The organism is Nocardia alba NBRC 108234 (assembly GCF_001612665.1).
Lineage (GTDB): Bacteria > Actinomycetota > Actinomycetes > Mycobacteriales > Mycobacteriaceae > Nocardia > Nocardia alba.
In genome coordinates, this window is record NZ_BDAX01000039.1 from 12263 (window position 1) to 24024 (window position 11762).

Here is an 11762-nt window from a genome sequence, read left to right on the forward strand (position 1 = left end):
TAGCCGCTACCCTATCCTGAACACCGTTCAAGTCGTACGGCCACGCCGGGTGGATCACACCCACGGCACGTGCGCGCACCCGTCGAAGGGACATCACGTCGTGACGCAGGCACCCGTCCAGACCGATATTCTGGCTATCGCCCGTGAGCAGGTGCTCGAGCGCGGCGAGGGCCTCACCGAGCAGCAGGCCGTCGAGGTGCTGCGCCTGGGCGACGACCGCCTGGAAGCGCTGCTCGAGCTGGCCCACGATGTGCGGATGAAGTGGTGCGGCCCCGAGGTGGAGGTCGAGGGCATCATCAGTCTCAAGACCGGCGGTTGCCCCGAGGACTGCCACTTCTGCTCGCAGTCGGGCCTGTTCCAGTCGCCTGTGCGCGCGGCCTGGCTCGACATTCCCAGCCTGGTCGAGGCGGCCAAGCAGACCGCGAAGACCGGCGCCACCGAGTTCTGCATCGTCGCCGCGGTGCGCGGCCCCGACGAGCGCCTGATGGCGCAGGTCGCCGCCGGTGTGGAGGCCATCCGCAACGAGGTGGACATCCAGGTCGCGTGCTCGCTGGGCATGCTCAACCAGGAACAGGTCGACCAGCTCGCCGCGATGGGCGTGCACCGCTACAACCACAACCTCGAGACCGCCAAGTCGCACTTCCCCAAGGTGGTCACCACCCACTCCTACGAGGAGCGCTTCGAAACCCTGCGGATGGTGCGCGAAGCGGGCATGGAGGTGTGCTGCGGCGGCATCCTCGGCATGGGCGAGACCATCGAGCAGCGCGCCGAGTTCGCCGCGCAGCTGGCGTCGCTGAACCCCGACGAGGTTCCGTTGAACTTCCTCAACCCGCGACCCGGCACCCCGTTCGGTGACCTGGAGGTGCTGCCCGCCGCCGACGCGCTGCGCGCGATCGCCACCTTCCGGCTCGCGATGCCGCGCACCATCCTGCGTTTCGCCGGTGGTCGCGAGATCACCCTCGGCGACCTCGGCGCCAAACAGGGCATGCTGGGCGGGATCAACGCCGTCATCGTCGGCAACTACCTCACCACGCTCGGGCGTCCCGCCGAGTCCGACCTCGATCTGCTCGGTGAGCTGAGCATGCCGATCAAGGCGCTCAACGAAACCCTGTAAAACGCTGTGTACGATCGAGTATCGACCCAGGTCGGCAGGGCTGAGGCGACCGCCGAGTCGCACTTCACGGAGGCGGTAACCGCATTGGACGAGCGCTACAACCCGTTCACCGGCAAGCGGATCGTGCCGGGGATCGACGATGTCACGCCCGCGTCGGCCACGCTCGGGCTCGAACCGCCGCGATTCTGTGAGCAGTGCGGGCGCCGGATGATCGTGCAGATCAGTCCTGACGGCTGGTGGGCCAAGTGCTCGCGCCACGGCGTCATCGAATCGGCACAGCTGGAACGCCGGTAGTGCTCGGCCGCGGGGAGCGCCCCGAGCTGTTGCGGCGCGAGGTCATCGGCGTCGGCATCGTCATGGCCGCGGTGCTGGTGGCGAGCGCGGTGGCCGGGGTGGTGTGGGGTCTGCTCGCGCCGACCGAGCGATTGCGGGTGACACAGCCGGGTCGCGCCGCGGTGCTCACCGGGGAGAGCCTGCATCTGTTCGACGCGGTCGGGATGTTCGTGTGTCTCGGCGCGGTGGTCGCGGTGTTGAGCGCGGTCGGGGCCTGGCGGGTGCGGATCACGCGTGGGCCGGCGCTCGTTCTCGGCATGCTGCTCGCCTCGGGGTTGGGTGCGGCGCTGATGATGTGGATCGGGGAATGGGTTGCGGGCGCGCGTCATCCGCGCCCCGTCGATCCGGCGATCGGTCAGCTCATCGCGCTGCCCGCCGAAGTCGGGACCGATCTCGCCCTGCTGATCCAGCCGTTCCTCGCCGGGCTCGTGCTGTTGTTCCTCGCCGCGTTGCACCCGGCCGTCGATCTGAATTCCGGCGCGGACGGGCTGCTCGGCGACCTACGCCCGGCCGACTCCACCGACGAGTCCGACACCTACCGCCTGCCCTATGGAGCCGAACAGTATCGGCGCAGCGGCGATTTCGATCCGAGTTCGCAACCGCGCGGACGATCGGCGATCTAGCGATACCATTTCCCTATAACAGCAGGTTGATACCATGCTGGTGCGGGAGAGGAGCGGTCGTGGGATTCATCGGTAGTGGTCCGGTCGTCGAGGAACTGGACGCGAAATTCTGGCGGCTCACCGAACCGCTCACCTATCAGGGTGCGGTCGAGACCTTCACGGTGCCTGCCGGATTCCGCACCGACTTCGCCTCGGTGCCGCGCGCGCTGGTCTGGCTGATCCCGCGCTACGGCGCCTACACCAGGGCGGCGATCCTGCACGACTATCTCTGCCGCACAGACGAAGTCGGCCCCGCCGACGCCGACGGGATCTTCCGGCGCAGCCTGCACGAGGCCGGGGTGTCGGTGCCGCGACGCTGGATGATGTGGACGGCGGTGCGCCTGGGCAGTCGGCTTCGTGGGGCACGCGCGGTCGATGTGCTCGGCTGGTTGCTGATCGCGGCGCCCTCCCTGGTCTTCCTGGCGATTCCGGTGCTGGTGGTGACCGCGGCGCTGCTGGTGTTCTGGGTGGTCGAGCTGGGCTTCTGGGCGTTGGGACGACTCACTCGCCGCACGGTGGCGCCGCCGCCGACGCCACAGATGAAGACCGCCTGATCGCGGATCTCATCCGGAACGGGGGAGGTGGTCCCCGCTTCGCGTGGCTACCGTTCGGCGCATGTCCGAGTCGAGCGCCGAAACCGCACCTCCGGTCGAATGGTCGATTCCGCGCGGTCTGATCGTGCTGCTGTCGCTCGGGGCGGCAGTGGTGACCATCGGGGGTCTGAAGGCCTTCTCCGGCATCGTCGGACCGGTGTTCCTCGCGCTCATGCTGACCATCGCGGTGCAACCGATCCAGACCTGGGTGCGCCGCAAAGGGTGGCCCGCGTGGCTCGGCATGGCCGCGGCACTGGTAGCGGTGATCGCGATTCTGTTCGGAATCGGTGGAGCCCTGGCGCTGTCGGCGGTCCAGTTGGCCTCGCTGCTGCCCGAATACGGCGACAAGCTCAACGAGTTGCTCGACCACGGGCGCGACTGGTTGTCGAGTGTCGGAGTGAGCTCCGACCAGATCCACAAGGCGCTCAGCGGCATCGATATGGGCAAGGCCGTCGGCATCATCGAGGAGTTGGTCGGTGGTGTGCTCGGGGTCTTCTCGAATCTGTTCTTCGTGGTGGCCCTGCTGCTGTTCATGGCCGTCGACGGGATGACGATGGACCATCGACTATCGATCGTGGCCCGCGAGCGACCCGCGATCGCACAGGCGCTCGAGGGGTTCGTCCACGGGACACGCAAATACCTCATCGTGTCCACCGTGTTCGGCGCCATCGTCGCCGTGATCGACGGTGGCGCACTGTGGTTGATGGGGGTGCCGCTGCCGATCCTGTGGGCGTTGCTGTCGTTCATCACCAACTACATCCCGAACATCGGGTTCGTCATCGGCGTCATCCCGCCCGCGCTGCTGGCCCTGCTCGACAGTGGACCCGTGCTGATGATCTGGGTGATCGTGGTCTATTCGGTGATCAACTTCGTGATCCAGTCGATCATTCAGCCCAAGTTCGTCGGCGACGCCGTCGGCCTCGGGGTCACCATCACCTTCCTGTCACTGGTGTTCTGGGCGTGGGTGATCGGTGCGCTCGGTGCGCTGCTGGCGATTCCGCTGACGTTGCTGGTGAAGGCGCTGCTGTTCGACGTGGACCCGACAACGCGCTGGGCGGATGTGTTGATCGGCGCGCCGATCGACCAGAAACCCGCACCGCGGAAGGAATCGGGCAAGCACGCGGCGGCTGATACGGCGATGGACAAGGAATAGCGCGCGCCACGGGTCGGTTCACCGGAAAACCAGTGGAATGTGGTCGGACCCGCTTCCTATCCTGGCGGCATCGTATTTTCGGGGGAGGACCTTGACCATGAAGACCACAGCCGGGCAATCCACTGAGCCGCCCGCCGAGCGACCCGATCTGGTCGCCTGGCGCCGCCGCCACGCCCTGCGCAGCTCGTCCGCTGCCACCGCGGTGCCCAGCGGGCGAACCTACCGGCGTTCGCCGAAGCACCGCGATCGCCGCCAGGACGGCTGAACAGGACTCGTCAGGAATCGGTGGAATACCGACGAATCGCGATGGGGACCGCGACCGCGAACAATGCGATCATCCAGGCGGTCGCCGCCGCGACGGGATGTTGCATCGGCCATGCGCTGCCGGCCGGGTCGGGCAGGCCGGCGCCGAGTAGCTCGCGCAGCGCCGCCACGAGACTGCTCACCGGATTCCATTCGGCGATCGCCGCGATCACCGTCGGCATCGACGACGTCGGTACGAAGACATTCGAGAACATCAAGGTGCCGAAGATCAACGGCGCGGTCTGTTGCAGCATCTGCTCGTCGCGGACTGCCGCGCCGAGCGCGATGCCGAGCCAGGACAGCGCGCAGCGGAATGCGAGCAGTAGCACCAGCGCCGCCACGATCTCGCTCGGCGTCGCATCGATCCGCCAGCCCATCAGATAGCCGGCTCCCGCCATGAGTGCGATTGCCAAGGTGCCGACGACGGTCTCGGCCAGCGCGAATCCTGCCGGTGCCGCCGCGGCCGACAACGGCAGGGCTCGGATCCGATCGGTGAATCCGCTGTGCAGGTCGGCATTCGCGGTCATCGCGGTCGATGTCAGGCCCATGGCCGCGACCAGGACGAGCACCCCCGGCACCAGGTAGGAACGGTATTCGCTCGCATCGCCGCCGCCGGCCAGCGCACCGCCGAAGACGAAGCCGAACAGGAGCATCATGCCCAGTGGCGCGGCCAGCGTGATCGCGAACAGACCAGGGGAATTGCGGTAATTCGTCAGAACCCGCCGAAACAGCACCCACGCGCCCGTGAACAGGGACACCGCACGAGTGTCGGTGGCGCTCATGCCGTGATCCGATCACGACCGGTGAGCGCGAGGAATGCGTCGTCGAGCGTGGTGACGCGGGCACCGATATCGCGGACGGCGATGCCCGCGGCGTCGAGCGCGCGCAGGACCGGCAGCAGGCCGGGAGCTTCGCCGGAGAACATGAACGACAATCCGATCGGCGAATGCTGTTGGTCCGGTCGGGGATCCGTCGGTGAGCCGCCGAATCCGTCGAGCACCGACAGCACTTCGTGGTATCGGAGTGGATCGTCGATCACGACGTCGAGACCGGCGGGTACGGTCGCCAGAATCTGTTCCGGTGTGCCGGCCGCGATCACCCGACCCGATTGCAGGATGGTGATGGCGTCAGCCAGGCGCTGCGCCTCGTCGAGATACTGGGTGGTGAGCAGCACCGTGGTGCCTTCGGCGACGAAATCCCGGACGTAGCCGTAGATCTCGTTGCGGCTGTGCGGGTCGAGACCGGTTGTGGGCTCGTCCAGAAACAGGACCGCGGGACGCACGATCATGCCCGCGATGATGTCGAGCCTGCGGCGCATGCCGCCGGAATAGGTGCTGACCACGCGATCGGCTGCCTCGGCCAGTTCGAATCGGTCGAGCAGCTCGTTCGCGTGCTTGCGCGCCTTCGCGGCGTGGAAGCCGTTGAGGCGGGCGAGCATCACGAGATTCTGACGTCCGGTCAGGCGCGGGTCGACGGCGTGGAACTGGCCGACCAAGCCGAGTTGTCGCTTCGCGTCGTTCGCTTGACGGACGGTGTCGAATCCCCGGATCGCGGCGCGGCCCGAGGTGGGGCTCGACAGGGTCGCCAGCATGCGCACAGTGGTGGTCTTGCCCGAGCCGTTCGGGCCGAGCAGCGCGTGTACCTGGCCGGGGGGTACCTGCAGGTCTACGTGGTCGACGACGGTGTTCTTGCCGTAGGTCTTGGTCAGTGCGGCCGATTCGATGGCGTGCACGGCGATCTCCCTCCATTGGGAACAGTGTTCGCAATGGAGGATACGCATCTGCTAACAGTGTTCGCAACTATTGTTCTGCGGCATGCTGGCAGGTATGACGAAGACCGGAGCCTCGCTGTGGTCGCGCGCCGCGGCGCCACGGCCGGGACCGCGCCCGGCGTACACGCTCGATCAGCTCGCCGACGCCTGTGTGCGGCGGGCCGATGCCGGCGGATTGCGCGCGGTCTCGATGCGCGGCGTGGCCGACGAACTCGGCACCGCCGCCGCGTCGTTGTATCGCTACGTCGACGGGAAGGACGACCTGATCGCGCTGATGGTGGACCGTGTCGCCGGCGAGTACGACTACCCGGAGCCGACCGGTGATGTGCGCACCGACGTGCTCACGCTGGCCGGACAATCCCGCACGCTGAACCGCCGGCACTCCTGGCTGGTGCAGGCCAAGCCGTCCGCCATGGGCCCGAACTCGGTGCGTTACCTCGATCGGATGGTCGGCGCGCTCGCACCGGCGGGGCTCGATGCGGGTGCGACCATGATGGGCGTGGCGATGCTGTCGGGCTGGGGTGCGAATTTCGGCGCGCAGGAAGCGGCGGGGCTGACGACCGGTGGCCTCGGTGCCGATCTCGCGTCGATGACCGGCGACTACCCGAATCTGCTCGCGCTGTTCGGTGCGGCGCCGACCGGGGAAGCACCGCCTGACAACGACGCGGTGTTCGCCGCGGGTATCGACGCGCTGCTGCTCGGAATTCTGCCTCGCGCGTGAAGGGTGAGCCGTGGGCGGTCTAGCTCGGCGAGGTAGTTCTCGTCAGCACCACCAGCGGTAGCGGCTTGTCGACCTTGGCCTGGTATTCGGCCAGCAAGGAGTTCTCCGCCAGTGCCCATGCCGCGAACTCGACGTAGCGCTCGCCGGTGAGTACGTCGGCCGTCGCCGCGAACTTCTCGCCGCCCAGTTCGATCGTCACCCGGGGGTCGGCCTTGGCATTGTGATACCAGGCCGGGTACCGATCCTCGATGAACGAGCTCACGTACATCAGGTCACCGCGATACAGCGCGCCGAGTGGAACCACATGCGGCTTACCGCTTTTGGCGCCCGTCGTCGTCAGCAACAGCAGGGTGGCACCCGCGTAGTCGCCCCCGACGCGACCCTGGTTCTCCCGGAACTCCGTGATCACCCCGTCGTTCCAGCCCGCCATCTCCTCCTCGGAGAACTCCTTGTTCCAGGGAGCATCCGGGTCGTCGTAGGAGGTGGTCTGCTTCGCGCCCGTCGCGTCGTTGTCCATGCTCGCAGTGTGGCACCGGCCACCGACAACTTTCGGCCGTCGACCGACTGTCACCGCTACGTGGTCTGTACGGTGATCCGGCGCGGTGTGTGCACTTCGGTCAGGTCGGGGGACGGAAGGCGGCGAACTCGTCGGTTACTCGCAGGCCTGAGTCGGTGAAGCGGTAGAGCGCCGCGGGACGGCCGCCTGCCCGGCCGGACGGGGCGGTGTCGCCGGTGGGGGTGATCACCTTGCGGCGGGTGAGGACTCGCTGGAGATTGGTGGTGTCCACGTCATATCCGAGTGCGGCGCAATAGATTTCGCGCAGGGTCGACATGGTGAAAGTGTCGGGGGCCAGGGCGTAGGCGATGTTGGTGTAGGAGAGTTTGGCGGCCAGGCGGGTGCGGGCGTGGTCGACGACGGTGCGATGGTCGAAGGACATGTCGGGCAGGTTCGAGACCGGGTGCCAGGTGGTGTCGGGCGGGAGTTCGGGTTCGGTGGTGAGGGGGACCAGGCCGAGATAGGCCGAGGCGATGCGGCGCGGGGCGGGGACGCGGTCGGGATCGCTGAACACCGACACCTGCTCGAGGTGGTGCAGATCGCGCACGTCGACCTTCTCGGCGAGTTGGCGCCGGGCGGAGGTGTCGAGGTCCTCACCGTCGCGCAGGCGGCCGCCGGGTAGTGACCAGGTGCCTTTCTGCGGATCGAGCGCGCGTTCCCACAGCAGAACCGCCAATTCCGGGTGCTTGGCGCCTCTACCTGCGGAAATGCTCGAGGGGAAGCGGCGAACCTGGAACACCGCGGTGAGCGATTCGTGGATGGTGTTACTATGGGGCACGTTTTCGATTGTAAGTCGAAAACCTGGTTTGGTGCGAATCGCGGCGATGGAGCCGCTCGCACGATGAAGGGAGCCACCATGGCGACGACGACTGCACAGCGGACGCTGATGGATTCGGTCTTCGACGGACCCACCGGTTACGCGGGTGTCGAGGCGACGCCGGAATGGGCGCAGGAGGTGCGCCGGCTGGCGCGCGAACGCAATGCGACCATCCTCGCGCACAACTATCAGCTGCCCGAGATCCAGGACGTGGCCGACCACGTCGGCGACTCGCTGGCACTGTCGCGCATCGCGGCCGAGGCCGAAGAAGGCACCATCGTGTTCTGCGGCGTGCACTTCATGGCGGAGACGGCCAAGATCCTCAGCCCGGCCAAGACCGTCCTCATTCCCGACCAGCGCGCCGGCTGCTCGCTGGCCGACTCGATCTCCGCCGACGAACTGCGCGCCTGGAAGGCCGAGCACCCCGGCGCGATGGTGGTGTCGTATGTGAACACCACCGCCGAGGTGAAGGCGCTCACCGACATCTGCTGCACCTCCTCCAACGCCGTCGACGTGGTCGAATCGATCGATCCCGACCGCGAGGTGCTGTTCCTGCCGGACCAGTTCCTCGGCGCGCACGTCAAGCGGGAGACCGGGCGCGAGAACATGCACATCTGGGCGGGCGAGTGCCACGTCCACGCGGGCATCAACGGCGACGAGCTCACCGAGCAGGCCCGCACCCACCCCGACGCCGAATTGTTCGTGCACCCGGAGTGCGGTTGCGCCACCTCGGCGCTGTATCTGGCGGGCGAGGGCGCGTTCCCGGCCGAGCGTGTGCACATCCTGTCGACCGGCGGGATGATCGACGCGGCCAAGGCGTCGCACTCCAACCAGGTACTGGTGGCGACCGAGATCGGTATGCTGCACCAGCTGCGCAAGGCGGCGCCCGGGATCGATTTCCAGGCCGTCAACGATCGCGCGTCGTGCAAGTACATGAAGATGATCACCCCGGCCGCGCTGCTGCGCTGCCTGGTCGAAGGCGCCGACGAGGTGCACGTCGACCTGGCGATGGCCGAGGCCGGTCGCGCCTCCGTGCAGCGGATGATCGCCATCGGTAACTCCGGCGGTGGCGAGTGACCGGCACCGTGCGACCGAATCGGTAACGACGATGACGGTTCCTGTTTCCTGGGAGGCCGAGGTCGACCTGGTCGTCATCGGCGGTGGCGTCGCCGGACTCACGGCGGCTCGCACGGCCTCGTTGCGTGGGCTGCGGGTGCTCATCCTCAGCAAGGGCGGTCCGACCGATACGTCGACCCAGTATGCGCAGGGCGGCATCGCGGTCGTCGCACCGCTCGGTGATTCGGTCGACTCGCACGTGCACGACACGGTCGAAGCGGGCGCGGGGTTGTGCGAGGTCGACGCGGTGCGGTCGATCGTCGAGGGTGGACAGGCGGCGGTAGCAGCGCTGACCGACCTCGGCGCCGTGTTCGACCTCGGCCGGGACGGGCAGATCTCGCGTACCCGCGAGGGCGGGCACAGCACGCGTCGCATCATCCACGCCGGTGGGGACGCGACGGGCGCCGAGGTGCAGCGCGCGCTCAACGCGGCGGGGTTGCCCGTATTGTTCGGCGCCGCCGCGCTGCGCGTGGTGACCGGCGCCGAGGGTGTGCGGGGTGTGATCGCGGTGTCGGACAACGGGTTCGGCGTGGTGCACACACCCGCTGTGCTGTTGGCGACCGGTGGTCTCGGGCAGCTCTACGCGCTGAGTACGAATCCGCCGGGGGCGACCGGGGACGGCGTGGCGCTGGCGTTGTGGGCCGGTGCCGCGGTGGCCGATCTCGAATTCGTGCAGTTCCATCCGACGGTGTTGTACACCCCCGGCGGGGTCGGCAGGCGACCGTTGATCAGCGAGGCGGTGCGCGGCGAAGGCGCGATCCTCGTCGACTCCGAGGGGACCTCGGTGACGGCGGGGCACCCACGTGGTGACCTGGCGCCTCGTGATGTGGTGTCGCGGGCGATCGCGGAGCGGATGCGCGCGCTGGGAACCGACCATGTCTTCCTCGACGCGCGCGCCATCGAAGGGTTCGCCCAGCGGTTCCCCACGATCACCGCCTCGTGCCTGGCCGCGGGCATCGATCCCGCGGCACAGCTGATTCCGGTCGCGCCCGCCGCGCACTACCAGTGCGGTGGTGTTCTCACCGACACGCACGGGCGGACCGGTGTCGCCGGGCTCTACGCGGCGGGCGAGGTCGCCAGGACCGGGCTGCACGGCGCCAATCGCTTGGCGTCCAACAGCTTGCTCGAAGGGCTCGTGGTCGGGGAGCGGGCCGGGGCGGCGGCTGCCGAGCGGGTCGGGGTTCGCGCTCGGGTCGAGGAGATCCCCTCGTGGACAGTGGAATTCGCGGAGCGATCGGTGGTGCAGCAGGCGATGACCGCGCACGCCTCCGTCGTGCGAGACGGCGCCGGACTCGCGACGGCGCGCAGGCGGATCGACGGGGCGATGTCGGCGGTGTCGTTGCTCGACTCGGCGACCGCCGACGCACCCGCCGCGGCGCGGCATTTGCGGCGCATCGAGGACGCGTCGCTCACGCTGACCGCGCGGGCGCTACTCGGCGCGGCGTCGGCGCGGACCGAGAGCCGCGGTTGTCACACGCGTTCGGAGTCGCCGGGCGTGATCGAGGACCAGCGGCACAGTACGGCGGTTCGGCTCCGGCCCGACGGCGCCCTCGAACTGTCCGCCCTGCCCGCGCGGTGCGCGGTGCCCCTCGGCGTGCGTTGACCGGCGACCTTCCCCGCCGAGCTCGCGCACGCGGGGCCGGTCGCACCCGGAAATCGCAGTAGCAATGCCGGTGGAGCGGTGACCCGCTCCATCGAATCGACCACGGCGCACTGTGCGCCCGAGAACAAGGAGTGCGGTGATGGCACTTGACGCCACCCTGGACCGTGATGAACTACTGACGCTGATCCGCAACGCCCTCGACGAGGACCTGCGCTACGGGCCCGACGTCACCACGATCGCCACGGTGGCCGAAGACGCGGTGAGCAAAGCATCGATCGTCTCCCGCCAGCACGGCACCCTCGCCGGACTGGACGTGGGGCTGCTCGTGCTCGACGAGGTGCTCGGCGCGGGCACCTACGAGATCACCGCGCGGGTCGCCGACGGCGCCCGGGTGGAGCCGGGGACCTCGGTGCTGAGCATCGTCGCCCCCACCCGCGGCCTGCTCACGGCCGAACGGACCATGCTCAACCTGGTCTGCCACCTGTCCGGTATCGCCACCGCCACCGCCGCCTGGGTCGACGCCGTCGCGGGCACCGGGTGCGAGATCCGCGACAGCCGCAAGACGCTGCCCGGCCTGCGCGCCCTGCAGAAGTACGCGGTCCGCGTCGGCGGCGGCGTCAACCACCGCATGGGCCTCGGCGATGCCGCCCTCATCAAGGACAACCACGTCGTGGCCGCGGGGTCGGTCGTGAACGCCCTGCGCGCCGTCCGCGCGCTGGCACCGGACATCGCCTGTGAGGTCGAGGTCGACAGCCTCGAACAACTCGACGCGGTCCTGGCCGAGAACGTCGAGCTCGTCCTGCTGGACAACTTCCCGCTCTGGCAGACCCAGGCCGCCGTCCAACGCCGCGCCGCGACGGCCCCCGCCACGAAACTCGAGTCCTCCGGTGGACTGTCCCTCGAACAGGCCGCCGAATACGCGAGCACCGGCGTCGACTACCTCGCCATCGGCGCGCTCACCCATTCGGTCCGCGTACTCGATCTGGGCCTGGACATGTGAGGTCGGGTGGCAGGGACCCG

Annotated in this window: 14 protein-coding genes; 10 read left to right on the forward strand and 4 right to left on the reverse strand. The window is 68.4% G+C overall.

Translation table 11 applies throughout. The features are described from left to right. The first annotated feature begins 100 nt into the window (after positions 1–100). The 6 genes from bioB to NA12_RS34270 all read left to right on the forward strand — a co-directional run bounded on the left by bioB (position 101) and on the right by NA12_RS34270 (position 4120). Positions 101–1114, forward strand: coding sequence for a biotin synthase BioB (gene bioB / locus NA12_RS30510; protein WP_067459406.1), 1014 nt, complete (start codon positions 101–103; stop codon positions 1112–1114). Between the two features lie 84 nt (positions 1115–1198). Next, positions 1199–1408 carry a biotin synthase auxiliary protein BsaP gene (gene bsaP / locus NA12_RS30515; protein ID WP_067459555.1) on the forward strand — a complete coding sequence of 70 codons (210 nt, stop codon included), beginning with the start codon at positions 1199–1201 and terminating at the stop codon, positions 1406–1408. Then, positions 1408–2070, forward strand: coding sequence for a DUF2567 domain-containing protein (locus tag NA12_RS30520; RefSeq protein ID WP_067459409.1), 663 nt, complete (start codon positions 1408–1410; stop codon positions 2068–2070). The genes bsaP and NA12_RS30520 overlap by 1 nt, the downstream gene beginning before the upstream one ends. Before the next feature lie 59 nt (positions 2071–2129). Then, complete coding sequence (locus NA12_RS30525; protein ID WP_067459411.1) at positions 2130–2663, forward strand: DUF1353 domain-containing protein; 534 nt, start codon at positions 2130–2132, stop codon at positions 2661–2663. A gap of 61 nt (positions 2664–2724) precedes the next feature. Beyond that, positions 2725–3855 carry an AI-2E family transporter gene (locus tag NA12_RS30530; RefSeq protein WP_067459414.1) on the forward strand — a complete coding sequence of 377 codons (1131 nt, stop codon included), beginning with the start codon at positions 2725–2727 and terminating at the stop codon, positions 3853–3855. A 97-nt stretch (positions 3856–3952) separates the two neighbouring features. Further along, on the forward strand, positions 3953–4120 hold the full coding sequence (locus NA12_RS34270) for a hypothetical protein (protein ID WP_165914874.1): 168 nt from the start codon (positions 3953–3955) through the stop codon (positions 4118–4120). Positions 4121–4130: 10 nt separating this feature from the next. Here the strand turns inward: NA12_RS34270 and NA12_RS30535 are convergent, their stop codons facing one another. Beyond that, a complete protein-coding gene (locus tag NA12_RS30535; RefSeq protein ID WP_067459417.1) occupies positions 4131–4940 on the reverse strand; it encodes an ABC transporter permease in 810 nt (269 codons plus the stop codon). After that, the gene (locus tag NA12_RS30540; RefSeq protein WP_243655124.1) at positions 4937–5890 is read right to left on the reverse strand and encodes an ATP-binding cassette domain-containing protein; all 954 of its coding nucleotides are present in this window, start codon (positions 5888–5890) and stop codon (positions 4937–4939) included. Before NA12_RS30540 ends, NA12_RS30535 begins: the two co-directional genes overlap by 4 nt. A 94-nt stretch (positions 5891–5984) precedes the next feature. Here NA12_RS30540 and NA12_RS30545 point away from each other — a divergent pair, with 94 nt between their 5' ends. Continuing rightward, positions 5985–6650 (forward strand): TetR/AcrR family transcriptional regulator, encoded by a 666-nt coding sequence (locus tag NA12_RS30545; RefSeq protein WP_067459423.1) that lies wholly within the window; start codon positions 5985–5987, stop codon positions 6648–6650. 19 nt (positions 6651–6669) lie between these two features. Here NA12_RS30545 and NA12_RS30550 read toward each other — a convergent pair whose 3' ends face one another. After that, a complete protein-coding gene (locus tag NA12_RS30550; RefSeq protein WP_067459426.1) occupies positions 6670–7167 on the reverse strand; it encodes a nitroreductase/quinone reductase family protein in 498 nt (165 codons plus the stop codon). 100 nt (positions 7168–7267) lie between these two features. Next, positions 7268–7984, reverse strand: coding sequence for an NUDIX hydrolase (locus tag NA12_RS30555; protein WP_067459429.1), 717 nt, complete (start codon positions 7982–7984; stop codon positions 7268–7270). Between the two features lie 78 nt (positions 7985–8062). On the opposite strand from NA12_RS30555, the gene nadA reads away from it, so the two are divergent. The 3 genes from nadA to nadC all read left to right on the forward strand — a co-directional run bounded on the left by nadA (position 8063) and on the right by nadC (position 11742). Continuing rightward, entirely contained in the window at positions 8063–9100 is a 1038-nt protein-coding gene (gene nadA, locus NA12_RS30560; protein ID WP_067459558.1) for a quinolinate synthase NadA, read from the forward strand. 31 nt (positions 9101–9131) lie between these two features. Then, positions 9132–10742: an L-aspartate oxidase gene (locus NA12_RS30565; protein WP_067459561.1), complete on the forward strand. Its 1611-nt coding sequence runs from the start codon at positions 9132–9134 to the stop codon at positions 10740–10742. A 139-nt stretch (positions 10743–10881) separates the two neighbouring features. Next, complete coding sequence (gene nadC, locus NA12_RS30570; RefSeq protein WP_067459432.1) at positions 10882–11742, forward strand: carboxylating nicotinate-nucleotide diphosphorylase; 861 nt, start codon at positions 10882–10884, stop codon at positions 11740–11742. The last annotated feature ends 20 nt before the right edge of the window (positions 11743–11762 follow it).

Coding starts and splice junctions, on each gene's coding strand:
- NA12_RS30530 (WP_067459414.1), top strand. CDS start 2,725: ATGTCCGAGTCGAGCGCCGAAACCGCACCTCCGGTCGAATGGTCGATT.
- NA12_RS34270 (WP_165914874.1), top strand. CDS start 3,953: ATGAAGACCACAGCCGGGCAATCCACTGAGCCGCCCGCCGAGCGACCC.
- NA12_RS30535 (WP_067459417.1), bottom strand. CDS start 4,940: ATGAGCGCCACCGACACTCGTGCGGTGTCCCTGTTCACGGGCGCGTGG.
- NA12_RS30545 (WP_067459423.1), top strand. CDS start 5,985: ATGACGAAGACCGGAGCCTCGCTGTGGTCGCGCGCCGCGGCGCCACGG.
- NA12_RS30550 (WP_067459426.1), bottom strand. CDS start 7,167: ATGGACAACGACGCGACGGGCGCGAAGCAGACCACCTCCTACGACGAC.
- nadA (WP_067459558.1), top strand. CDS start 8,063: ATGGCGACGACGACTGCACAGCGGACGCTGATGGATTCGGTCTTCGAC.
- NA12_RS30565 (WP_067459561.1), top strand. CDS start 9,132: ATGACGGTTCCTGTTTCCTGGGAGGCCGAGGTCGACCTGGTCGTCATC.
- nadC (WP_067459432.1), top strand. CDS start 10,882: ATGGCACTTGACGCCACCCTGGACCGTGATGAACTACTGACGCTGATC.